This window comes from Mesorhizobium sp. CO1-1-8, assembly GCF_020164875.1.
GTDB lineage: Bacteria > Pseudomonadota > Alphaproteobacteria > Rhizobiales > Rhizobiaceae > Mesorhizobium.
The window spans coordinates 35,465-58,103 of record NZ_JAIUGZ010000029.1; the positions used below are offsets into that span (position 1 = coordinate 35,465).

Consider the following 22,639-nt stretch of genomic DNA (forward strand, 5'->3'; position numbering starts at 1 on the left):
GCCCTAGGCCCTCCGCGACTGGTTGTATCGGTGATCGAAATATTCGGCGAGCGCGAGCACGATCAGCACGATGGAAACCAGCACCAGCGTGAAATGGTTGGGTACGCCGAGCCGGCGCGCAGCGCTCTCGCCGCCGATCGAAAGCACCGAGAGCAGGAACACGAAACCGATGGCCGCAAAGCCGTTCATGCGGGCGAGAAACACGGCGGGTATCACGGCAAGCCCATAGGCGGGATTCCAGTCGGCGCGGACATTGCCCTGGACGCCGATGATGTCGACGGCGCCGGCCAGCCCGGCCAGCCCGGCCGAAATGGCGAAGACGGCGACGGTCAGGCCTGGGACGCCGAGCCCCGAGTGAACCGCCGCGCGTGGATTGGCGCCGACGATCCTCAGCTTCAGCCCGAACGCCGTACGCGTCATCACCAGATGCACGATGACGATCGCCGCCAGCCCAAGCAGCAGGCCACTGGTGATGGTCGTTTCGAACAGGCGCGGCAGCCGGTCTTCCACCGGCAGCGTGCGCGTCTGCGGCACGGTCGTGCTTGGGTCGCGAAACGCCAGCTTGACCAGCACATTGGCGAGCGAGGTGCCGAGGAACGTCATCATCAGCGTGGTGATGATCTCGTTGACGCCCTGATAGGCCCGCAGCAGGGCCGGCACCAGCGACCAGATCATCGCCACCACCATGGCCACGAGGAACGAGCAGACCAGCGCCAGCCAGGCTGGCATGATCTGCACGAACACGGGAGCGCCGGCAGCCGCCGTCACCGCGCCAAGCAGGAACTGCCCGTCGCCGCCCAGATTCCACATGCCGGCGCGAAAGGCGACGATCAGGCCAGCGGCAAGAAACAGCAGCGGCGCCATACGCGTCAACGTCTGCTGGATGCCGAGCGGCGAGAACAGTCCTTTCTCCAGCACGAAGCCATAATAGGCGAGCGGGTCGACGCCGACGGCAAGCAGGATGCAGCCGGCTATGACCAGCGCGATGAAGATCGGGCCGAGCGTCATCACCATCCGGTGCGCGATGTCGCGGCGCGTCGTCGCCCCGCTCGTGGCATCGAGTGCGGTAGCACTGACCGTGGGTGCGGTATCGATGCTCATGCGGCAAGTCCGATCATCAGGCGACCGACCTTTGTGCGGGCGTCGTCTACGTTCTCGACGGTGCCGACCAAAGCGCCGTCGGCGATGACGGCGATGCGGTCGCACATACCAAGCAATTCCTCGAGGTCGGTGGAGATCAGCAGCACGGCAAGGCCACGCGCCGCCGTGTCGCGAATGCGCTGGCGCGACGCCAATGTGTTGGCGAGATCGAGCCCATAGGTCGGCTTGTTGAAGATCACCACCTTGGCGCCCTCGGCCAGTTCCCGTGCCAGAAGCACCTTCTGGATGTTGCCGCCGGACAGCCGCGCGACAGGCGTCTTCAGGCTCGGCGTACGCACGTCGTATTCGCGCACGAGCTGGCCGGCGCGCTTGTCGATCTCCGCGCGCTGCTCGACGCCGTTGCGCCAGAACGGGGCCGCGCCGACCTGCTTGAGGAAGAAGTTGATCGAGACCGGGAAGGTGCCGACAGTGCCCTCGCCCAGCCGGTCGTCGGTCAGGTAGCGAAGGCCGCGCCGGCGGCGCTCGCCGACGCTCAGCGCCTCGATGGCGGCGCCGTCCAGCCGCACCGAGCCGCTGGTGGCTGTGCGCTGGCCGGCCAGCGCTTCGGCCAGCTGCTTCTGGCCGTTGCCGTCGATGCCGGCTATGCCCAGAATCTCACCCGGGCGGATGTCGAAGGAGATCGACGCCAGGCCCGGCGCATTGTCCGTCGGTGCGACCGTCAGATCCGCGACCTGAAGCAGCGGGGCCGCTTCTGCTCGGGCCATGCGGACCGGACGCTCGACGGCTTCCGGATCATCCTTCTGCTTGCCGAACATCAATTCCACGATCTCCGAGACGATCTCCTGTTCGCCCAGCGTGCGAAACCGCTCGGGCGGGATCTCGCCGACCTTGCGGCCGAGCTTCAGCACCGAGATGCGGTCGCCGAAGGCCGCCGCCTCCTTGAGCTTGTGGGTGATGAAGACGATCGCCAGACCCTGCTCGACGAGGCGGCGCATCAGTGCCCCCAGTTCGTCTATGCCTCTCGGCGTCAGCATGGAGGTGGACTCGTCGAGGATGAGCAGCCGGCTGTTGCGCAGCATCGCGCGCAGGATCTCGACCTGCTGCTGCTCGCCGAGCGACAACTCCGATACCTTGGCTTGAAGCTTGACGGTGATGCCGAGCGTGCCCGTGATCTCGGCGACGCGCGCCGCCAGTTCCTCGGTCCTGGGGCGCTGCCACCACGGCCCGCCAAGCAGGAGGTTCTCCGCCACCGTCAACGTCGGCACCAGCATCATGTGCTGGAACACGGTGCCAATGCCGAGTGCCAGCGCATGGCGCGGCGAGGTGATAGGGGTCGGTTTGCCGTCGACCAGTATGCGTCCTTCGTCCGGCTGCTGCAGGCCGGACAGCATGCCGATCAATGTCGATTTTCCAGCACCGTTCTCGCCCAGCAGCACATGCACTTCGCCCGGGCGGATCGACAGGTCGACGCTGTCATTGGCAACGATGCCGGGGAACCGTTTGGTCACGCCTTCAAGCGCGACGATGTCGCGCCCGGCAACGGACGATGAAGAAAAAACGCTCATGAAAGCCCAGCACCAAAAAAACGGGAATCGTCCGGAGGGGTGAACGGATCACCCCTCCGGCAGCTGACCGTGATCGCCTTACTGGGCGACGCTGGTCATCAGTGCCCTTACGGCGGCCGCGTCATAGACCGGCTCGACCTTGATCTTGCCGGAAATGACATCTTCGCGCAGCGCCTGGATTTCGGTCCAGACATTGTCCGGGATCGCAGCGGTCTTCAGCAGCTTCACCGAGTCGTCCTTGAGGCCGATCGTATAATGTTTGGTGCCGAACGTGTCGGCCTTCAGGTCGGCAATCATTGCCGCATAGACCGGCTCGATGTTCCACACCACCGACGACAGCAGGAAGCCCTTGTCGATCGGCGACTTGTCGCCGATGACGTCGATGAAATAGACCTTGCCGCCATCGGCTGCCTTGGTCGTCTCGACCGCCTGCAGCATGCCGAAGCTCGAACCGTTGCCTTGGCCGAAGATGATGTCGGCACCCGATGCGATCACGCTTTCGGTGACGCGCTTGCCGCCGGCCGCGTCGCTGTAGGCGGCAGGGCCGATCACCGCATAGGTGATCTTGACGTCCGGGTTTTCCGCCTTCACGCCTTGTGCGAACGCCGCCGACTGCGAATTCCATGATGGCGGCTCGCCCGAGACGACGATGCCGACCGACTTGGAACGCGACACCTTGGCGGCGAGACGGCCGGCGAGATAGGCACCCTCGTGGCCGCTCAGCGTGTAGTCGGCGACAAGGCCCTTCTCCAGGCCGGCTGGCGTGTCGACGATCGCCACCGGAACTTTCAATTCCTTGGCGATTTCGGGAGCCGAGGTGTTGTAACCGCTGGCATGCGCGATCAGCAGGCTGGCGCCGTCGGAGGCAAGTTCCCGCAGGGTCGGACGAACGTCGCCATAGCCGAGGCCCTGGGCCACGACCACTTCGACGCCGGCGGCCTTGCCCGCCGCCTTGGCGGCGTCGATGCCTTGCTGGTTCCAGCCATAGTCCGTGCCTTCTTCGGGCGTCAGGATGGCGATCGACTTGACCTCGCCGGCAAGCGCGCCGCTCATCAAGACACCGGTCAATATAACTGCACTTACACTGCTCTTAAGTAGCTTTAACATGTTACCCTCTCCGTTGTTTTACCAATCAATATTCTTATTGTTATTGCGCGAAAGCGAGATAGACTGCCTAGGAAAATTACATATGGAGCTCAGGCAAAGTGAAGATCCGTTATGCCCTTCCGGTGATGCTGGCGTTATCGTCCTTCGCCAACGCGGTTGAGTTGCACCATGTCACCGTCCGCACCGGCACTGACGGGCTCGACATGGTTCCGTTGACGATTTCGAATGCGGGCCGGGAAGGCCTGTCTTGCAACGCCGACTTCGCCCACTGGTATTCAGCCGGGATCGCAACGGTCGAACCTGGCAAAAGCGCTCGCATCGAACTCTGGTTCGATGCGAAGACCGGCACGTTCACGATCCTCAACGACAAGCGCGAGAACCTGCCGGTCGAGCGGCTTTGGTGCGGCCTGTCGGGTCGCGCATATGTCACCCGCGTGCAGGTCACGCTCGACCGCACCGATGCGGCGAAAGGCGAGCGTGATGTGTCCTGCGCCATGGCGCAGGACAGCCTGGTCTGCCGGTAGGCGCTCATCGATCTTTCCGTTCGAACACCGCTCGCCCTCTTATTCTTTTGCCAGGAATGCGTCGGTGAAGACGTCGTCCGCCGACAGAGCCGCCTTGAGCACGCCCTGGTCCGTCAGCGTCTTTAGGGTCTCCTCCCACTGCGTCTTCGTCATCCAGCCGAGACCGTGTTCCTTGGTGTCGGGGCTGCTGAACGTCGAGGCGATGTCGGCGTTGATCTGCGCCAGCAGCACGTCCTTCTTGTCCGCATAGCCGGGCGCTGCCTTGGCCGTGATCTCGGCAGCCTCTTCCGGATGAGCCACGACATAGTCGAACGCCTCCCTGTAGGCCTTGACGAAGCGGCGCACGACGTCCGGCTTGTCCTTGATCATCGCCTGCGAGGTGAACAGGCCCGAGCCATAGGCTTTCCACCCATGGTCCGCCCCCATCATGATGCTGAGCGAGCCGGGGCCTCCCGCCTTGGCCTCCAGTTCGGGAACCTCTGCATCGATATAGCCGACGACCGTCTGAACCCGGCCAAGCAGCAGATAGCTTTCATAGGGAGGCGAGACGCTGTTCAGCGTCATGTCCTTTTCGGTCAGGCCATTGGCGGCCAGGAAGCCCTTGAAGAAGATGTAGGTGGAGCCGGCCGGATGAATGCCGATGGTCAGTCCCTTGAGGTCGGACGGCTTGGTGAGTTTCAGCGTCTTGGCCAGCGAAATGATCCCCAGCGGTGACTGCTGATTGACGGCCGCCAGCGCCACGACCGGGACATTCTGCGACCGTGCGACGGCGAGCGTGGGAAGATCGCCGAACCCGAAATCCGCGTTCTCATTGCCCACCAGCCGCATCGCGTCCGGCGAGCCGGATCCCTTGCGGATCTCGGCCACATCGATGTCGTTCTTGGCGAAGAAGCCCTTTTCCTTGCCGACGAAGAACATGGCGTGATTGCCGCGCACCACCCAATCGAGCTGGACGTTGACTTTGTCGGCCGCCAGAGCCGCGCTGGAAAAGCCGAGTGCTGCGACAAACGCCGCGAAGGTAACGGCCTTGATAAGTGAGCGTCTCAGCATTTTTTGTTCCCTTTATGAATTTGGTTGATCGAGCGGACCTAGGACTGGCTGAATTTCGGCGCCCACGGCACCACGATGCGTTCGAGAATTTCGGCTGCGTAATAGAAGGCGATGCCAAGCACGGAAACGAGCAGCAGCGCTCCAAAGACCAGAGCCGTGTCGAGCTGGGTCGAAGCGAACTGAATGACGTAGCCGAGACCGTCCGACGCCCCGGCGAACTCACCGACGATAGCGCCGATCACGCTCAACGTGGCGGCGATCTTGGTTCCGGCCATCAGGTTCGGCAGCGAGTGCGGGACGCGGATCCTGAACAGGATCTGCGTCGGGCTGGCACCGACCGAATTCATCAGCGACAGCAGCGAACGGTCGACCGATTGCATGCCCGCCAGCATCGACAGTGTCACCGGGAAGAAGGCGATGACCAGGATCAGGCCGATCTTGGGCGCCAGCCCGTAGCCGAACCAGAGGATGAAGATCGGCGCGAGTGCGACTTTCGGCACGTTCTGGAACAGCACCACCAGTGGATACAGCGCGCGTCCCAACCAATCGAAGCGCACGATAATCAGCGCAATGGCAATGCCGACCAAGACCGAGACCAGGAAGCCGAACAGGATCTCGCCCGCCGTCACCAGCGTCGCTTGCATCAGCGTGCCCCATTGCGCCACCAGCGACTTCGCGATCTCGGACGGGGCGGGAATGATGAAGGCGGATATGGCAAAGATCCGCACGGCGGCTTCCCACACCACGATCGTCACCAGCAGCAGGATGACCGCCGGAAGCCAGCTGCCGGTCGCCGCACTCCAGCTGGAGGCGAGGCGCGGCTCGGAAAGGTCCGTGATGGGTTGGTCGCTCAAGACGCGCCTCCCGGCTGATGACTGGAGCGCAGCATCGTTCGCAACTGGACCACCAGCCTGACGAACTCCGGATCCTCGGTGACCGACAGGTCGCGCGGATAAGGCAGCGCAATGTCGAGGCTCTCGGTGATCCGCCCTGGCTTGATCCCCAGCACGTGAACATGGCGCGACAGATGGATGGCCTCGTCGATGGAATGGGTGACAAGCACGATCGTCTTGCCGGTCCGCTGCCAAATCTCCAGCAGCGACTGGCCCATCGAATCGCGGGTGATGGCATCGAGCGCGCCGAAGGGTTCGTCCATCAGCAGCACCGCCGGATCGAGCGCCAGAGCCCGTGCAATGGCGACCCGCTGCCGCATGCCGCCCGACAGCTCGTTTGGCCGCTTGTGGGCGCTATCGCCCAGCCCCACCAGTTCCAGCATCTCCTGCCCGCGCGCCCGCAGATCCGAGCGCGACAGCGACTTGTCGGCGATGCCGAGCAGCATCGAGGCATTGTCGACGGCGTTTTTCCAGGGGAGCAGGTTGGCATCTTGAAAGACAAGGCCGATCATGCGCTTGCGCGCCGCCTCGACCGGCGCGAGCCCGGCGATCGAGACGCTGCCCTGGGTCGGCTGCACCAGCCCGGCCAGCACCTTGAGCAAGGTGCTCTTGCCACAGCCGGAAGGACCGATAAGGGAGACAAACGACCCCTTCGGCACCGAGAGATCGATATTCCTGAGGATCAACTGCCGGGCGATGACCACCGAAACGCCTTTGGCGGAGATCAAATCGTCATGGCGGATATGGGCCGGCTTGTCGCCGGCGGCTCGGATGGTTTCAATGCGCATGGTTTGTCGCCCCGCGCGCTGTTTTCTGCCGCACCCGCACCATCTTGATGGCGAAGGCGCCCTTCACACAAACAGCCGACCGGTGGAACTCCTCAAACCGGCCTGCCCTGTGCGCACCATGTGACATTGGCTACTCCCGGCCTTCCAGGATGCGCCGCACCGCAACGAGCTTGCGCGCCCGTTCACCTTGCAGCGCCTTTGTCTGCTCGGGCGTATAGGCAAACATGCCCTCGCCCGACTTGATGCCGAACTTCGAGGCAGCCGTCTTCTCCAGCACCATCGGCGCGACATCGTCGCGGTTGGAGAGATCGGCGTTCAGGAAGGACGAGACGGACTTGTAGATGTCCAGCCCCGCCATATCGAGCAGCGCCATCGGGCCGATGACGGCAATCTTGTAGCCGATGCCCCACGACACGCAGGTGTCGAGGTCTTCCGGCTCGATGACGCCGCGCTCGACAAGATCAACCGCCTCGCGCAGCAGCGCATAGAGCACGCGGTTCTCGACGAAGCCCGGCACGTCCTTCTTCACCACCACCGGCAGCAGGCCGATCGAGCGGATCAGATCGCGGATAACAGCCACGGTTTCAGGCGCGGTCTTTTCGCCGCCGATCACCTCGATCATCGGGATGATGTGCGGCGGGTTCGACCAGTGCATGCCGACCATCCGCTGGGGATGCGAGATATGCGCCTGCAGCTTGGTGATCGGGATGCCTGACGTGTCGGAAGCGACGATGACCGACGGGCCGATCAGCGGATCGATATCACGATAGGTCTGCGCCTTGATGTCGATATTCTCGGGCACATTCTCGATCACCAGTTCGGCGCCATCGACGGCCTCGGCGATCGTCTCGACGAAACGCACGCTGCCTGCGCCTGTCCCGGGCGCCTTGATATCGAGACGGTCGAGCACGCCGCCAGCGAGATCAAGCATGCCGCGGGCACGCTCGACTGACGCCTGCGAGACATCATACGCCGTGACATCGAGCCCGCCGCGCGAAAGCCGCGCGGCGATGCCTGGACCCATCGTTCCCAGTCCGATGAGAGCGGCGCGCTTGATCATCATGCCGCCTTTGCTGGAGCAGCAGTGGTTGCCGCCTTGAAGGCAGGCCGGGCGGCGATCGCGGCCACCCAGCGCTCCAGATTGGGCATCGACGGCCGGTCGATCTTGAAGTCGACGCAGCGCTTCAGGATCGGCGCGCAGGCAATGTCTGCAAGCGTCAGCTTGCCGAGCGCCAGGAAGTCCTTGCCGGTCAGGTGGCCGTCGACGATCTTGAGTTGCGCGACAAGGTCCTTCACTTGTTCCTTGTATTCGGCGGTCTGTTCCTCGGGTGTGAGCTTGGCGCCTTTGAAGGCCGCCAGGTAGCCCGGATTGACCGCCGCCAGCAGGAAGTCCATCCAGCGCTCGACCTCGGTCTTTTCCGCCGGCGTGGCGCCGTTCAACTGTTCGCCGCCAAATGCCGCGAGATAGCGCAGGATGGTGTTGGACTCCCAGATCACGGTGTCGCCGTCGACCAGCGTCGGCACCTTGGAGGTCGGGTTGAGCGCCTTGTATTCCGCCGTCTGCGTGTTCTCGAACTGGCGGCCATAATCTTCGCGCTTGTAGGATGCGCCCAGCTCTTCGAGCATGAAGAGGACCTTCTGGACGTTGCCTGATGTCTGGCGGCCTAACAGCTTGTACATGTTGTCTCCTCGATTGTGTCCAAGGCCTACTTGCTCGCCGGGAGCGGCTTGTAGACGATGGCGTCCATTTCGATCTTGGTGTTGATGACCGCTTTCGCCTCGACGGTCGTGCGTGCCAGAACGGCGTCGCCGATCCCTTCGAGAAACGCCTTGTTGTAGCGGCCGAAATCGCGCGTATCCTCGAGATAGGTGGTGATCCGTACAACATCCGACAGCGTCGCGCCTTCATGCGCGATGACGCGCGCGATGGTCTTCAGCGTCGCCAGCGTCTCTTCCTCGATCGTGCCGCTGATCATGTTGTTGTTCTCGTCCTTCGGCACCTGGCCCGAGACGAAGATGAAATCGCCAGCACGGACCGCCGGATGAAACGGCAGGTTCGGGTTCTTGTTGCCGATGGCGTAGTGGCTGGCGGATTTTCGCGTGCTGTCGCTCAACATACCCCCCTAGAGAACGCTGGTTTCGATGATGTCGACGCCGCGGATGCGATCAATCAGGTAGACGATGCCGCGGTCATCGATGGTCACGTCGTTGGACGAGGAACGCTCCGCCCCCTCCGGCGCGTCGGGCATGAAATGGCCGACTTCCTTTGGCGCGAACGGATCGGCGATGTCGACGAGGCGCAGCCCCTGCGCGAACCACGCAAAGGGAATGACGGTTCCATTAAACCGCTCGGAGGGCTGGTGGCAGCCGGTCATCGGCGGTTGCGGCGCGCCATCCGGGTCGAGGCCAGGCACCTGGAAGGTCGAGATCGGCAACGGGTTAGTCTCGTCGGTGATGTCGTAGATCCAGGTGAAGGCCGGCGGTGAAGGTCGCAGTTTGGCAACATCCTCGTCCGCCACCACCATGATGTTGCGGCCCTTGAGCGGCTGTGGGATCGGCAGGCAGGTGTGGGTGGGATGCGGAAAGCTCGGGCTCGAATTGACGTGCGAGACCAGCTTTGGCTTGGTGATGTCCGAAATGTCCAGGATGAACAGGCCGTGATGCCAGTAGCTGACATAGAGCCTGTCACCCATACGCAGCGGATGGTGGCAACGCGGCGTGACATAGTCATGCCACGGGTATTCTTCGCCGCCCCCGGTCCACTGGCCGGGTATCCACCAGCGGCCTACCTCGACCGGCTTCGCGGGATCGATCAGGTCGAGGATCATCACGATGTTGCCGACATAACCGTCGGCGGTCGGCGAGATGTAGACGTAACGGCCGTCATAGTCGTAGCGGTGGACGCCCTTGCCGCCGGTTATCCATTTCGAGATGAGCTTGGGCTGCGCCGGCTTGGTTGTGTCGTAAAGCGCCAGTCCGCCGCCGAAATCGGCCGGGCCGGCATCACCAAAGCGCTCGTGGTTGATGATCATCAGCCCGTCCTTGGCGCGCACCTTGTGCGAGTGCCAGCCCGGCGGAACATCGATCGTGGCTATCTTGCGCGGATTGCGCGGGTCGGAAATGTCGACCAGCGTCGTGCCGCTCGGCGGCCGCATGTGGCCGATATAGAGGATGTTGCCGTCGACCCAGACCTGGCCGCCGCCTGGGCAGTCGACATGGCCGATCTGCTTGGTGTTGAACGCCGAAACCAAATGCATACGCCCCTTGCTGCTGAAACGTCATTTCGATGTCCCGCCGCCAATCGCGGCGGGACAGTGCTTGCCGAAGGACCGGAAACTAGACGAGGCGGAGAAGATCGCCGGCCTGGTTGCGGCCCCAGCGCTTGTAGAGGAGCAGCGCCTTCTGCGTCGGCGCATCGGTGGCGCCGAAGAAGATCACCGGCTCGCTCGACGAGCCGTTGACATGCTCGACCCAGGAACCGCCGGGTATGGCGATGGTGTCGAACTGGTTCCAGTCATAACGTTTGCCGTCGATGATCGAATGGCCGTTGCCGCGGAACGGCGCCAAGAGCAGGCTGGCGGTCTCGCGCTGCGGCAAGGTCTTCTCGCCGGGGCGCAGCATCTGCACATAGAAATTGATGGTGTGGAAGACGGGTCCGCCGGTCGTCGGATCGACATAGTCGATGACGATGCCTTCATGGGGGTCGCCATCCCAGTCCTTGTGGGCATCGAGGACCGCTTCCATCTTCTCCCAGCGGTAGACATACATCGGCGACGACAGGCCGCCGCCACGCTTGTGGTCGACGAAACGCGGCATCAGGCCGCCCTCGCCGTAGATGCGCTGTGAGTAGTCGCTCGGATAGCGGGCGGTCTGCACCTTCTTCTCGACTTCCTTGCCATCGACCATCTCGGTGTATTTGTGGTCGAAATGGACGGCATGCAGCGTTTCGACCAGCGGCAGGTCGAGCACCGACAGGTTGACCGCCTGCTCGCCGCCGACGGTGCCATGATTGTGCCAGGCGTCGTTGGGCGTTAGCACCATGTCGCCCGGGCCGAAGACCACGTCTTCGCCCTCGACGCCGGTGAAATTGCCCTTGCCGGTCAGGCCGAAGCGGATGGCGCTCGGCGAGTGCTTGTGCGGCGGCATGATCTCGTCGGGATCGTTCAGGCGGTAGGCGGTGTACATGGTGCTGACCGATGCACGCTTCGGCGCAAGGCCAGGATTGACCAGGATCAGCGAACGGCGTTCGCTGTCGTCCATGGTCACCAGTTCGGCGGCGCGCTGCAGCAGCGGCTCGATGTCCGAATAGGACCACACGAAGGGAACGGCCTTCGAGGTCGCCATCAGCTGCTTGATCTCGTCATGGTCTACGCCTTCAGACGTGGCCCAGAACGGAAACATGTTCTTTGCGTAGAGGGCGTCATAAAGGCCCTTGAGTGCTGCCTTCTTGTTGGTGAGCACATCGTTAGCTGGTTGCGCCAGGGACATATCGGACACCTCTCGTCACGAAGAAATACTTCTAACCAGCCCAACCGTATTCGCATTGGTTTTGCTCGACAATACCCAAACTGCGAATTTTATAAGTTTTTGGTTGAGGTGCATTTTCAACAGGCAAATGCTCAGAAATAGGCAGAAAATGGCCAAATCACACCCAAAACACCACCAAGAAGGCAGAGTGAAGCCTATCCTTCACGGCCGTGCGGGCTCACACGGCAGTCCAACCAACGTAGGTTTTACTCTCAACCAAAAGATTTTGGTTGCATTCCGGCCGCCACTATCAGGCCGCCACACTCTGTTGAGCGCGGCTGCGGATCAGATCCACGGCCTTTTCGGCGATCATGATGACCGCCGCATTGATGTTGCCGCAGACGAGATCCGGCATCATGGAGGCGTCCACGACACGAAGTCCGGCAACGCCGCGCACCCGCAATTCCGGATCGACCACCGACCCTGCATCGACACCCATGCGGCATGTGCCGGCCGGATGATGCACGGTGATCGACGTCTTGCGGATATGCTCGTCGATCTCTTCGTCGCTCTCGCATTTCGGGCCGGGGAAGAATTCCGCGCCGACGAACGGGGCCATGGACGGCTGGCTGGCAAGGTTGCGCGCGACACGAAAGCCGGCGCGAAGCGACTGCCAGTCGCGCTGCGAGGACAGGAAGTTCTGATGGATCAGTGGAGCGGCGACCGGATCGCTCGACGCCAGCTTGACGCTGCCGCGGCTCTCCGGCTGCACGGCAACGATACGGGTCGCAAAACCGTCGGCGAACGGCGCCTTGAACGGCGACATGTAAGGCCATGCCCCGAGCGGCGCAGCGGTGAAAAGCAGCTGGACGTCCGGCAACGGCCGGCTTGCATCGCTTTTCAGGAATGCCACGACGCCGCCAGGCACATCTCCCGAAAAGCCCTTTCCGGTGAGATAGGTCTTGACGAAATCCAGCCCGATACGATCGGCCCGCATCATCTTGAGAAACGGTCCCGGCTGTTTGCGCCGATACATCAGGATGACCGAAACATGGTCCTGCAAATTCTTGCCGACCTGCGCACGATCGACCTTCGTCTCGATGCCATGCGCCGCGAGCTCGCCGCCATCGCCTATGCCTGACAGCATCATCAGCTGCGGCGTGTTGATGACGCCGCCGGCAAGCAGGACTTCGCGCCGCGCCAGAACTTCATGGCTCGCCCCGCCTCTGGTGTAGGCAATGCCCGTTGCGCGGCCATCCCTGAGCAGGATCTTCGTCGCCATCGCGCCGGTCAGCACCTTGACGTTGCCGCGGCGCATGGCCGGCCGCAGATAGGCGGTCGCGGTCGAGCAGCGGCGGCCGTTCGCAATTGTCATCTGCAGGCGGCCGAAGCCTTCCTGTATGGCGCCGTTATAGTCGTCGGTCTGCGGATATCCGGCATCACGGCTGGCCGTGGCGAAGGCATCGATCAGTTCGTCCTTGTAGCGGCAGAACTGGGTGTTCAGCGGCCCGCTGCCGCCGCGATACCGGCTTTCGCCTCCTTCCCAGCGCTCCTGCTTCTTGAAGTAGGGCAGCACCTTGTCGAACGACCAGTCCGTCAGGCCACTTGCCGCCCAGCGATCGTAGTCGCCGCGATTGCCACGCACATAAGCCATGGCGTTGGTGGAGGAAGAGCCGCCGATGACCTTGCCGCGCGCGCATTCGACCTTGCGGCCGCCGACATTGGCCTCGGGCTCGCAGAAATACATCCAGTCGTGGCGGCGCTCGGTCAGTATCTTGCCCCAACCGAGCGGGATGTGGATCATCGGATCGCGGTCCCAATCCCCCGCCTCCAGCAGAAGCACCGACACGGCAGGGTCTTCGCTCAGCCGGTTCGCCAGCACGCAGCCGGCCGATCCCGCGCCGACAATGACGTAGTCAAAGGTTTCGCCAGCCGGCATGCGTGATCCTCGGGAGAAAGACGGTCCGCCGCGATGGCAACCGTCGACGTGACCAGTCAACCATCGCGCAACTGGTGTTGTCAACCATTGCGTACAGTTGTAGATTGGTTGAATTGGTTGAGTGCCGTCGAACAGGTTTTCGTGTCACAATATGATGTCGGGACGTTGAGTCGGCGGTCTGCCGATCGGACAGGAGATTTGGTTTTGAGCGCATTCGAGCCGCAGGTCGGACCATCGGATCTCGACGACATCATCGCCGCGGTCCGCCAGTTGCAGCAGGGCGGCGGCAAGCTTCCGTCCGAGCGCGATCTTGCGGAACATCTGAGCGTCAAGCGCCATCAGCTTCGCAAGGCGCTTGAAGTGCTGCGCCTTTCGGGCGACCTCAAACCGGCGCGTGCCAGGCGGGCGCCAACCGCCCTTCCAAGATATGGCGAGGAACTGGTCAGGGTAACCAATCCGATCGAGGTCCTGGAATTGCGTCTGATCATGGAGCCGGGCCTTGCCCGACTGGCGTCGCTGCGCGCCTCCTCTTTCGAGACGGCGCGGATCCTCGACGCGGCAACCACGCCGGAGAACGCCCCGTCGGGTGAGGTCGACTTCGCTTTCCATCTCGCGATCGTTGCCGCGGCCCGGAACCACCTCGCCGCGGAATTCTACAAGATGCTGCGCCAGGTCGGTGTCGATGCGCGGGTGAAGGTTGCGCGCACCGCGGCACCCACCTGCCCCAAGCGGATCGCCCACCGCGACGGCGAGCATCGCCTGATCGCCGAAGCGATCTCGCAGCGCGATCCCGAAGCGGCAGAGGCCGCAATGCGCGCGCACCTTTTGTCCGTGCAGAGACAGATCATGGAACGGTCGAATGCCGGCGCCTTTGCCGCCTGATCGTATCACCTCCGACGTCGAGCCTGTGCGGGGAATTTCAAATTGAAACGTCATTTCGACGTGCTGGTGATCGGCGCGGGATCCGCCGGCTCGGTTGTTGCCAGCCGGCTCAGTGAAGAACGGTCGTGCCAGGTCGGCCTCATCGAGGCCGGGGCGATGCCGGCCGATCCCGACATCGCCGATCCGCTGAAATGGACGATGCTCCAGGGCCGCGCCTACGACTGGAGCTACCGGACCGTGCCCCAGCCCTTCACCGCCAACCGCGTCCACGAATGGCCGCGCGGCAGGATCGTCGGCGGCTCGAGCTGCCTCCATGCAATGGCCTATGTGCGCGGCCATGCCGATGATTTCGAGCCCTGGGCGCAAGCCGGCGGCGAGCGCTGGTCCTATCGGGGATTGTTGCCGGGCTTCATCCGCAGCGAAGCCTTCACTGCCTTCGACGGGCCGACACGCGGCAAGAGCGGCCCGCTGGACGTCTATCTGCCGGACGCCGAGGTCAGTCCGGTCGTGCGTGCCTATATCGCCGCCGGGCGCGCCATGGGCGCTCCCGCCCTGACCGACCACAACAGCGGCGAACTGGTCGGCACCAGTCCCAATTCACTCAACATACGCGACGGCAAGCGCCTGAGTGTCGCCGACGCCTATCTGCCGCCGCGGGTCATGGCGCGGCCGAACCTGACCTTGCTCACCGGCCACGAGGTCGAGCATCTGGTGCTGGACGGCCACAAGATCACGGGCGTGAGAGTGGTGTGCGAGGGTGAGACCGGAACGCTCTCCGCCGACCGGATCGTTCTTTGCGCCGGCGCCGTGTCCACGCCGCTCATCCTCATGCGGTCGGGCATTGGCTGTCCCGATACTTTGAAGCAGGCGGGGATACGTTGCCTTGCCGATCGCGGCGATATCGGCCGCAACCTGCAGGATCATCTGCTGGCTCTCGGAAATGTCTACACCACGAAGAAGCCGGTGCCGCCTTCCCGCCTCCAGCACTCCGAATCGCTGATGTATCTGCACAGCGACGACCCGACCCGCTCCATGGGAAGTCCCGATATCGTGCTCGCCTGCGTCGTCGCTCCGTCGGCGGCCGAGGGCCTGAATGCCCCGCCCTATGGCTCGGCCTTTACCATCCTGTGCGGCGTCACCCATCCGACAAGCCGCGGGCGCATCACACCGAGCGGCCCGGGCCGCAACGATGCGCCGGTCATCGACCCGCATTATCTCGAAACCGAACACGACCGCACGACATTCAGGATGGCGTTGAAGCGGGCGCGCATGGTCGGCCATCATGCGGCTCTGGACGAGTGGCGCGATACGGAGATCCTGCCAGGTGCACCGGTTCAGTCCGATGCCGAACTCGATGCTTTTATCGCCAAGGCTGCTTCCACCCATCACCATCCGGCCGGCACGTGCCGGATGGGTCGTGACGCCGAAGCCGTCGTCGATCCTGACTTGCGGCTGAACGGCTTCGACAATGCCTTTGTCGTCGATGCCTCGGTGATGCCGGCGATCCCGAGCGGACCAATCAACGCGACGATCGTCGCCATCGCCGAAACGTGGGCGGCGTCTTCACAGGTTACCCCGTCGGCAGCGTGACGGCGGCCGCGTCCCACAATTCCCCTGGGTTCCGAATGGCTCTGGTTCCCAGTGACTGTCAGCTATGGAGATGCGTCAGCTCAAACGCGGCTCCGTCCTGGACGCCGGCCATGCGCTGCTCGGCGGACCGGAACATGTCCGCGAACTCCACCTGGTTCTCGAACACCACGCCGCCGACCTTGACGGTCAGGGCATCCTCGGTCCCTTTTGGCGCGAAATAGACTTGCGCGATGCGCGCCCTTATACGCTCGCCGATTTCCCTGGCTTCTGCTTCGGTCGCGCCGGCGAGGAAAACTCCGAACATCGACGTCCCCATGCGTCCAACCAGATCCTCCGCGCGCACCGACGATTGTATGGTTGAGGCTATGAGCCGCAAGGCTTGATCGCCCCATTCAAGACCAAAGCGCAGGTTGATGGACCGTAGATGTTCCGAATGGATGACCAGGAAGGCGCCCGATTTAGGCCCCGGCACCGACGGCCTTGCTGTTCTTCTCTCGACCATCGACGTGAAGACCGCTCCGTTCAGGCAGCCGGTCGTGGTGTCGAAGGTTGCCGACTTGTCGAGCTCCCGGCGATAGCGACGAAGCTCGATCTGTTTCAATCCAACGAACAGAAAAAGCGGAACACCAAGAACAACAGGCAACAGGATTGCCGTGATCATGCTGCGCCCAAATGGCGTCAGCGCCTCGGAGAACAGGAGCAGATAATTGAGGCCGACGGAAACGCCCAGGATTGCAGTGGTTCCCAGAAAGGTCAGCAAAGCGACGTCTTTCCATGCCTGGTCGGTGCTGCTCGCCATAGTCTTTGTCACTGGCCGATCTCCTGTGGATGGACTGGTATAAGGCCGGTGTGTTGCAATTTCAGTTTCAAGGAACTTTGCAATTTAATCGATTGCGCGATGACCCCATCAAGGCTGCGGACGAAATTGGCTTGCTCCAGACGCATGACCTCGGCTTTGGGAAAGGACATGCATAAAAGACAAGACGCAAAGCTGCGCCCGTGGCGGTTAATAAGGGATTGAATGGCAGGCTATTGTGCCGGGCCGAATATGCCCATCTCAGCCTTTCGGGCTGTCGCCTCCGCCTTGTCGTAGATGCCGCTCGGCAGCGCCGTTGCCCAGCCGTTGGAGACAAGCCAGGCGCCAACATCCTGCTTGCCCAGCCTGCACGGGGCGGCGACGGCAAAACGCTCGACGTCCGGAGGTACGAAACAGTGCAGCGCGCGTCCCCTCAGCCAGGAATTGAAAACGGCGCGTGCGCGCAGGCCGCAAGGCCAGGTGACGTCATGAAACGAGCAGGAGCTGTCGAGATCGATGCTTCGCACGCCGCTGATGGTCACCTTGCGGCCCATGGATTCGAACATCGCCGACGATGTGGCAACCGGGCGGTAGAGCAAGACCTCCCGCCAGTCCCCAGGCATTGGCGTTTTCGGGGGCACGGCGAGACCGAGCTCGCTGAGTGGCGGACGGGGCTCGGCCCGTTCGATCTCAGCGGGATCAAGCCGTGGCGGAGCGATCAGGTCTTGAGCAACCTTGCGCGTCGGCTCCAGGCCTTGTGCGCCGGCAACCGGGGCAACCGGCCGGATTGGCTGCGTATCGTCAGCATCCAGCGACGGGGCACGGACAGGCCGATCGACCGAAAGCAACGCCCCGCCTTGAATGATCAGCAGTATCCCGGCCAGAAGCAGCAGGCTTCCGAACGTGATCGCCAAACGGCTGCGGTCCGGACTGCCCATCAGCTTGAACAGGATCTCAGGGATTTGCGCCGGTCAGAAACCCGACGTCGATTTGGCAACCAGCTTGAGAGCACCTTTTTCAATCCGATAGAACGGCATCGATCGTTCGCTGGACCCGTCAGCCCGAAACCGGAACAGGCCTGTCGACCCACGAAACCCGTTTGGATTTTCGAGAACCTTTTCGCTGAAGCCATCAGGCCCGACCGCGCTGGCAATCCCTGCCGTCAGGGCAACCATATCATAGGCATAGGCCACATTGACGTCAGCCGGATAGTTGTATGTCGTCCTGAAGCGGTCGGCGATCGGCCCGGTTTCACTTGGATCGAGCGTGGCGATAAACGCCCCCTCGAAGAGCGGATCCATGGGGTGCTCCAGCCAACGGTTCGTTCCGACGACGGAGATAGTCTTTCCCGGAATGCCCTTCGATCTGAGGGCGGCAAGGATGGGCGACGGACTGCCATTGCCGCTGGCGACAATGACGGCGTCGGGGGCGTCCACGAGTGAGCCCATTTCGTCGACCGCCTTCGCAGCACCGTCGCCGGCAGAATATCGGAGAGTGACCGCGAGCGCCGCGCCGTAGATGCTGAGGCTGTTTGCGACCCGCTTCTCCATGGCGCCGGCGTTTGGGCCATCCGCGACAAGCAGTACGAACTTCTTGCTCCCTTTCGCCGCCAGTCCCGCGGCGCCCGCGGCGGCACTGTCCGCTTCGCCAAGAAGCACGGCATAGACCCCGGCGCCGCCGGCGAAATTGTCGGCAAGCGCCAGAACCGGTGGCCGCTTCGATCCCGAAAGCGTGGCAATATGCTGGGCTGCCGGCAGCTCGGTCGGGCCTATGACGACTTTAGATCCCGTCGTAATGGCCGTTACCGCCATTTTGCTGGCCTGCGCGCTGTCGCCCTTGGTGTCCTCTACCGTCAGCGTCAGCAATCCGTTGCCGATATCCGTCATCGCCAGCTTGGTCGCATCGAGCATCTTCCTGCCGTTTTCCCCGGCCGTTCCAGGGGCGGATAGTGGCAGCAGCATCGTGACTTTGGTCGACCCGGTGCCCAGCGACTGGGTCGCCTGGACGGGACCGCCACCGGCGGCGCCATTCTGCCCGGCAGGCTCGGCAACCGCCGCCGGATCGAGCACTTCGGACACGCCACCCTTCGACTGGCAGCCCGACAAGATCGCGGCGAGCGCCAAGGCGATTGCCCATGTCCGCGGACAGTGGACCTGTCGGCCAGCTTCCATGAATGCTCCACCCCTATGTGCCGCCGGATATTCCCGGTCTGGTCTTCAACGCATGTTACGGCGGACTTGCAGTGCCGTCTGTAGTTCTTTTAGCCGCCGAAAAGCCTGCCTCTGAGCGCCCTGATCTGCCTTGCTTGCCCGGCAGTCCGATAGTCGGCGCATTTCATGTATCGTGGCCCCGGCACGAACAGGCGGCGCACGCAAACGCCCTTTCCCTGGGCAGGGACTCCGCCCTCCCCTCCTGGCAAAAATGCGGAAAAGCCAAATGTCGCCACCGGCAACGGCCCGGTCACTTCAATCCCTTCCCTTGTCAGGATTGCCCGTGCACGCTGGCAGTAGCGAACCGAAAGGGCCGAGAACCGGCTTTCATTATGTCCGGCGCGATATTTCATGACGGTGGTGCACAGATCGCCCGCGGCGAGCCTGTTGGCCTGTGCAAGATATTTGACCCCAAGCGCGATGTTGGCCGCCGGCGCGCTCAGATCGTCCAGGGAGCCTCGAAAGCGGAGCATTCTGGCCGTCGCCGGCATCACCTGCATCAGGCCGACTTCGCCGTCGGCGCCTTGCACGCCGGGATCGAAGCCGCTTTCGATCTCCATCACGGCATGCGCCAGCAGCGGCTCCAGGCCATAGATCAATGCCTGGCAACTCGCAAATGCCTTGAAAGCCTGCCGGGTCCACTCCGTGGCCGGATCACAGCGCACTGGTTGCTTCAGGCCGGGCGAAAGCTGTCGTTTCAAGGACGGTCGTTCCAGCCAGTTGGCGCGGGCCAGCGTGACGGTTTGGACAAAGCCGACCAGCGCGATCGCTCCAGCGATCGCCCTCAGGAGTGATCCGTCGGTCATGATGGCCAACAGGCGTGCGTTCGCCTATCCGGTCAGTGCATGTACTCGACCATGCGATCGTGAAAACACTCGCATTTGTTGAGGGTGTCTTCGTCCTTGTAGTTCGTCTTGAGGTAGCCGTAAGCCATGCCACAGGCGACCTTGGCTTCCGACGCCCAGACGAAGACGGGCCGGGACGAGTTGATCCACTCCGAGCTGTTGGCGGCGGCGACCGACTCGTCCATCAGCTTCACCACCTGCTCCTTGAGATCGACGATGTTGTCGTTCAGCACCAGGTTGGACGTGCCGACGGTGCGGCAATAGTCGCCCGTCGGACCTTCGATGATGTCGGCGGCATACCCCGTCGACCCGACTGCCAGCAACAGCGTCGCAGCGGAAACCAGCAGTCTTGCAGAACGTTTCATTTTGAGCTCCCCTAAATATTAGCGATGTATAACATAGTCGCGTGGCCACGCGCTATGGCGTTAGATCGTTACCGTGTGTTGTGTATGGGTCGTGTCGTCATAAAGTATCGTGATCGTGCCTGCGGCAGGCGCGTTCTGCAGCGCGGCGACGTCGACGAAATTGGCCTGGTTGCCCGAACCAGTGGTATCGACGCTCAGTGTCTTCGTTTCTGCGTCGTAGTGCACATAGTCATTGATGTCCCCCCCCGGCGCCGTGTCGAACAGCGCGCTCAGGTCGATCTTGTCGCCCTCACCACCAGGCCCGGTGCCGTGGTAGTCGGTGATGAGATCCTTGATGTCGAGGTTGTCGAGCTTGAAGGTGTCGGCGCCCGTGCTGCCGGCGGTCTGCTCTGCCGGTGCAACAAGTGAGGTGTCGAGTTCGACCTCGACATAGTTGCCCGTCGTGCCGTCGGCCATGTGGAAGGTTCCGTTGCCTGTCACGGTCTGTCCGTCGATTTCGCCAACAGTCGGAGTAGCCGCTGTGCTGATGGAGACGATACCGTTGTCAGCGAGGTGTGACAATTCTCCGGCTTCACTGGTGCCATTGGCATTGGCGTCTTTCCAGATCAGCAGGCTGTCGAAGGCGGTATCGTTGTGGTCGATGACACCGTCATGGTTGCTGTCCAGCGAAGCCAATGCCGCCGCGCCGCTGGCGAAGTTGCCACCGCCGAAGTTCGGCGTGAACAGTTCGGTGCCATCGTCGATCTTGCCATCATGGTTGAGGTCGACCGCCAACATGCCATCATGGGATGTGTTCCAGGCAACCTGATCCTTTACTCCATCGCCATTGATGTCGAACTGGACGCCATGGCTGAGATCGGAGAAAGCGAACCCATCATGGTTCAGGTCGAGGATGATGGGATCGGTAGCGCTGTTATAGACGACGAAATCCGCGCTGGTAAGCGTGGTAAGCTGCCCCAGCGTGGTGATGTTGTCGAAGGTTGCCACCTGGGTGCGACCAGCGGCGTCGCTCCAATTCGTATCGAACCAGAGTTCGCCGTGCCCGGTGGTCGAGTTGAAGACAAGTACATAGGTGTTGGCTGCGGCCGCCAGTGTCGCCGTTATTTGCGCCGACGTCTGCCCCGCGTCGATTCTAACGACGTGCGTCGAGTCGCCGGCCGCGAGAGCGGAGATCGAGGCCCGGATTAAGAAGTCGCTTGCATTGAGGGCGGTACCGGCGGAAGTCCCGATCGTGTTGGCGAAATTGACGCTGCCGCCTCCAGTCGAATTCGTGTCAAGCAGGCCGATCTTGTCGGTGCCCGAGGTGAAGTCCTTAACAGTGTCCGTTCCGGTATTGGTCGCGAGCCGGAATTGATCAACACCGAGGCCGCCAATCAGGACGTCGTTGCCGCCGGCGCCACAGATCGTGTCGTTGCCGGCACCGCCGACCAGAGTCTCGCCGATAGCAGTGCCAGCCAGAATGTCATTTCCGGAAGTCCCAGCGATAGCTTCAACTGTCAGCTGATTGCCCGTTGTGCCATCAATATGGACATTGAAGGTTTGCGAAGCGGTATCGCCGTCGTGATCGGTGATCGTTACTTTAATGCCGTTGAAGTCGAGATCTGCCGGTGGGTTTTCAGACGCGGCGCCGACCTCGACACCATTCAGACGGAACCCGCCAGTATTGGTGCTGCCGCTGATGACTTTCACACCGTAGATAGCATCGCCGGAAACATAATCGCCTGTGCCCGCCGCGGCCGACCAGTCAAGGTTGCTGATCTGGATAACTTGGCCTTCTGTCACGCTAAGTGTCACCTGATCGTAATGCGTAGCATCGGTATAAACCAGGACGGTGATTTTGGCCGTCGACATGCCGCCCGTGTAGCCCTCGGTCGTGAACTTGAAATCGTCGATGCCGTGGGGAGTCGTATTGTTAATATCATTGACGAATGCGAATTTTATGGATTCACCTGGGTCATTTGACTGGCCAGCGCCTCCCTTGACAGCCCAACCTTGGTTACTGGTGTTAACCGTATCGCCACTTTGGCCGGTGGGGGCGACGCCGTCATCGCCGGTTACAACAATGTTGAAGTCGGCGGTCGCGCCCAAATTCACGAGCAGAGAACCCGTTGGCCCTCCGGCTGTCGCTGAAGTTGCCGCGATTGGGCTAAAGACGATATCACCTGCGCGATGCAGCACTTCCAGCGAGTCGGTACCATCGGCATTCAGCGTCAGCTTGGCAACGACGTCGCCTCCCTCCTTCAGGTTTAGCACGATCTGGGATGACGACGTGGAGGCAACTTCTACATTTGGGCCCGTCGCCGTAACACTGCCAAACCCGTCCGCCCCATATTGCCACTCTGCATACTGGCCGGTGTAGGTGGTAGCGGTTGCCGGATTGAGCGCCGACAGGCTGACAATGCCATCGCCATTGCCATCATTGACAAGGGTGAAGGCCGGACCGTCATCGGCAAAGCGGATGTTGCCGCCAAGGTCGATGGACGTGCTGTTGGTTGCAGTGTCGCCGTCGCCGTCGGT

At 62.5% G+C, this 22,639-nt stretch carries 21 protein-coding genes; 3 read left to right on the forward strand and 18 right to left on the reverse strand.

The genetic code is table 11. The annotated features are described in order from the left end of the window. Window positions 1-3 precede the first annotated feature (3 nt). The 3 genes from LB558_RS32225 to LB558_RS32235 all read right to left on the reverse strand — a co-directional run bounded on the left by LB558_RS32225 (window position 4) and on the right by LB558_RS32235 (window position 3,719). Window positions 4-1,101 carry a putative B6 ABC transporter permease subunit 2 gene (locus tag LB558_RS32225; protein WP_224701363.1) on the reverse strand — a complete coding sequence of 366 codons (1,098 nt, stop codon included), beginning with the start codon at window positions 1,099-1,101 and terminating at the stop codon, window positions 4-6. Next, a complete protein-coding gene (locus LB558_RS32230) occupies window positions 1,098-2,666 on the reverse strand; it encodes a putative B6 ABC transporter ATP-binding protein (protein ID WP_224701365.1) in 1,569 nt (522 codons plus the stop codon). Before LB558_RS32230 ends, LB558_RS32225 begins: the two co-directional genes overlap by 4 nt. A gap of 78 nt (window positions 2,667-2,744) precedes the next feature. Then, window positions 2,745-3,719 carry a putative B6 ABC transporter substrate-binding protein gene (locus tag LB558_RS32235; RefSeq protein ID WP_023809929.1) on the reverse strand — a complete coding sequence of 325 codons (975 nt, stop codon included), beginning with the start codon at window positions 3,717-3,719 and terminating at the stop codon, window positions 2,745-2,747. Window positions 3,720-3,871: 152 nt separating this feature from the next. On the opposite strand from LB558_RS32235, the gene LB558_RS32240 reads away from it, so the two are divergent. Then, window positions 3,872-4,297: a hypothetical protein gene (locus LB558_RS32240; protein ID WP_224701367.1), complete on the forward strand. Its 426-nt coding sequence runs from the start codon at window positions 3,872-3,874 to the stop codon at window positions 4,295-4,297. A gap of 39 nt (window positions 4,298-4,336) precedes the next feature. Here the strand turns inward: LB558_RS32240 and LB558_RS32245 are convergent, their stop codons facing one another. From LB558_RS32245 to LB558_RS32285, 9 genes are all read right to left on the reverse strand, one after another. After that, on the reverse strand, window positions 4,337-5,347 hold the full coding sequence (locus LB558_RS32245; protein ID WP_224701369.1) for an ABC transporter substrate-binding protein: 1,011 nt from the start codon (window positions 5,345-5,347) through the stop codon (window positions 4,337-4,339). A gap of 38 nt (window positions 5,348-5,385) precedes the next feature. Continuing rightward, window positions 5,386-6,201 (reverse strand): ABC transporter permease, encoded by an 816-nt coding sequence (locus LB558_RS32250; RefSeq protein ID WP_224701371.1) that lies wholly within the window; start codon window positions 6,199-6,201, stop codon window positions 5,386-5,388. Continuing rightward, window positions 6,198-7,028: an ABC transporter ATP-binding protein gene (locus tag LB558_RS32255; RefSeq protein WP_224701373.1), complete on the reverse strand. Its 831-nt coding sequence runs from the start codon at window positions 7,026-7,028 to the stop codon at window positions 6,198-6,200. Before LB558_RS32255 ends, LB558_RS32250 begins: the two co-directional genes overlap by 4 nt. Before the next feature lie 130 nt (window positions 7,029-7,158). Then, entirely contained in the window at window positions 7,159-8,088 is a 930-nt protein-coding gene (gene fhmpcd1 / locus LB558_RS32260) for a 5-formyl-3-hydroxy-2-methylpyridine 4-carboxylate 5-dehydrogenase (protein WP_318011692.1), read from the reverse strand. Then, a complete protein-coding gene (locus LB558_RS32265; RefSeq protein WP_224701375.1) occupies window positions 8,088-8,708 on the reverse strand; it encodes a glutathione S-transferase family protein in 621 nt (206 codons plus the stop codon). Before LB558_RS32265 ends, fhmpcd1 begins: the two co-directional genes overlap by 1 nt. Window positions 8,709-8,734: 26 nt before the next feature. Next, entirely contained in the window at window positions 8,735-9,145 is a 411-nt protein-coding gene (locus tag LB558_RS32270; RefSeq protein ID WP_013529860.1) for a RidA family protein, read from the reverse strand. Between the two features lie 6 nt (window positions 9,146-9,151). After that, window positions 9,152-10,285, reverse strand: a complete 1,134-nt coding sequence (locus tag LB558_RS32275; RefSeq protein WP_224701376.1) for an LVIVD repeat-containing protein — start codon at window positions 10,283-10,285, stop codon at window positions 9,152-9,154. A 79-nt stretch (window positions 10,286-10,364) separates the two neighbouring features. Next, window positions 10,365-11,516: a cupin domain-containing protein gene (locus LB558_RS32280; RefSeq protein ID WP_024505127.1), complete on the reverse strand. Its 1,152-nt coding sequence runs from the start codon at window positions 11,514-11,516 to the stop codon at window positions 10,365-10,367. A gap of 289 nt (window positions 11,517-11,805) precedes the next feature. Further along, window positions 11,806-13,434, reverse strand: coding sequence for a GMC family oxidoreductase (locus tag LB558_RS32285; RefSeq protein WP_224701377.1), 1,629 nt, complete (start codon window positions 13,432-13,434; stop codon window positions 11,806-11,808). 204 nt (window positions 13,435-13,638) lie between these two features. Between LB558_RS32285 and LB558_RS32290 the strand changes: the two genes are divergently transcribed. Both LB558_RS32290 and LB558_RS32295 read left to right on the forward strand, forming a co-directional pair. Continuing rightward, the gene (locus tag LB558_RS32290; protein WP_013529856.1) at window positions 13,639-14,316 is read left to right on the forward strand and encodes a FadR/GntR family transcriptional regulator; all 678 of its coding nucleotides are present in this window, start codon (window positions 13,639-13,641) and stop codon (window positions 14,314-14,316) included. Window positions 14,317-14,358: 42 nt separating this feature from the next. Further along, window positions 14,359-15,906 (forward strand): GMC family oxidoreductase, encoded by a 1,548-nt coding sequence (locus LB558_RS32295; protein ID WP_224701378.1) that lies wholly within the window; start codon window positions 14,359-14,361, stop codon window positions 15,904-15,906. 58 nt (window positions 15,907-15,964) lie between these two features. On the opposite strand, the gene LB558_RS32300 is transcribed toward LB558_RS32295, so the two are convergent. From LB558_RS32300 to LB558_RS32325, 6 genes are all read right to left on the reverse strand, one after another. Then, complete coding sequence (locus LB558_RS32300; RefSeq protein WP_224701380.1) at window positions 15,965-16,717, reverse strand: GGDEF domain-containing protein; 753 nt, start codon at window positions 16,715-16,717, stop codon at window positions 15,965-15,967. Between the two features lie 218 nt (window positions 16,718-16,935). Continuing rightward, on the reverse strand, window positions 16,936-17,616 hold the full coding sequence (locus LB558_RS32305; RefSeq protein ID WP_224701382.1) for a thermonuclease family protein: 681 nt from the start codon (window positions 17,614-17,616) through the stop codon (window positions 16,936-16,938). Between the two features lie 57 nt (window positions 17,617-17,673). Next, a complete protein-coding gene (locus LB558_RS32310) occupies window positions 17,674-18,873 on the reverse strand; it encodes an ABC transporter substrate-binding protein (protein ID WP_224701384.1) in 1,200 nt (399 codons plus the stop codon). 89 nt (window positions 18,874-18,962) lie between these two features. Further along, window positions 18,963-19,718 carry a lytic transglycosylase domain-containing protein gene (locus LB558_RS32315; RefSeq protein WP_224701386.1) on the reverse strand — a complete coding sequence of 252 codons (756 nt, stop codon included), beginning with the start codon at window positions 19,716-19,718 and terminating at the stop codon, window positions 18,963-18,965. A 32-nt stretch (window positions 19,719-19,750) separates the two neighbouring features. Beyond that, complete coding sequence (locus LB558_RS32320; protein WP_224701388.1) at window positions 19,751-20,122, reverse strand: hypothetical protein; 372 nt, start codon at window positions 20,120-20,122, stop codon at window positions 19,751-19,753. 60 nt (window positions 20,123-20,182) lie between these two features. Further along, the coding region (locus LB558_RS32325; RefSeq protein ID WP_224701390.1) for a type I secretion C-terminal target domain-containing protein at window positions 20,183-22,639 on the reverse strand (2,457 nt) is incomplete at its 5' end.

Excerpts from the sequence above, each read along its gene's own strand:
- LB558_RS32270 (WP_013529860.1), bottom strand. The coding sequence starts at position 9,145 with ATGTTGAGCGACAGCACGCGAAAATCCGCCAGCCACTACGCCATCGGC.
- LB558_RS32265 (WP_224701375.1), bottom strand. The coding sequence starts at position 8,708 with ATGTACAAGCTGTTAGGCCGCCAGACATCAGGCAACGTCCAGAAGGTC.
- LB558_RS32320 (WP_224701388.1), bottom strand. The coding sequence starts at position 20,122 with ATGAAACGTTCTGCAAGACTGCTGGTTTCCGCTGCGACGCTGTTGCTG.
- LB558_RS32315 (WP_224701386.1), bottom strand. The coding sequence starts at position 19,718 with ATGACCGACGGATCACTCCTGAGGGCGATCGCTGGAGCGATCGCGCTG.
- LB558_RS32275 (WP_224701376.1), bottom strand. The coding sequence starts at position 10,285 with ATGCATTTGGTTTCGGCGTTCAACACCAAGCAGATCGGCCATGTCGAC.
- LB558_RS32255 (WP_224701373.1), bottom strand. The coding sequence starts at position 7,028 with ATGCGCATTGAAACCATCCGAGCCGCCGGCGACAAGCCGGCCCATATC.
- LB558_RS32310 (WP_224701384.1), bottom strand. The coding sequence starts at position 18,873 with ATGGAAGCTGGCCGACAGGTCCACTGTCCGCGGACATGGGCAATCGCC.
- LB558_RS32285 (WP_224701377.1), bottom strand. The coding sequence starts at position 13,434 with ATGCCGGCTGGCGAAACCTTTGACTACGTCATTGTCGGCGCGGGATCG.
- LB558_RS32280 (WP_024505127.1), bottom strand. The coding sequence starts at position 11,516 with ATGTCCCTGGCGCAACCAGCTAACGATGTGCTCACCAACAAGAAGGCA.
- fhmpcd1 (WP_318011692.1), bottom strand. The coding sequence starts at position 8,088 with ATGATCAAGCGCGCCGCTCTCATCGGACTGGGAACGATGGGTCCAGGC.
- LB558_RS32230 (WP_224701365.1), bottom strand. The coding sequence starts at position 2,666 with ATGAGCGTTTTTTCTTCATCGTCCGTTGCCGGGCGCGACATCGTCGCG.
- LB558_RS32225 (WP_224701363.1), bottom strand. The coding sequence starts at position 1,101 with ATGAGCATCGATACCGCACCCACGGTCAGTGCTACCGCACTCGATGCC.
- LB558_RS32235 (WP_023809929.1), bottom strand. The coding sequence starts at position 3,719 with ATGAGCGGCGCGCTTGCCGGCGAGGTCAAGTCGATCGCCATCCTGACG.
- LB558_RS32245 (WP_224701369.1), bottom strand. The coding sequence starts at position 5,347 with ATGCTGAGACGCTCACTTATCAAGGCCGTTACCTTCGCGGCGTTTGTC.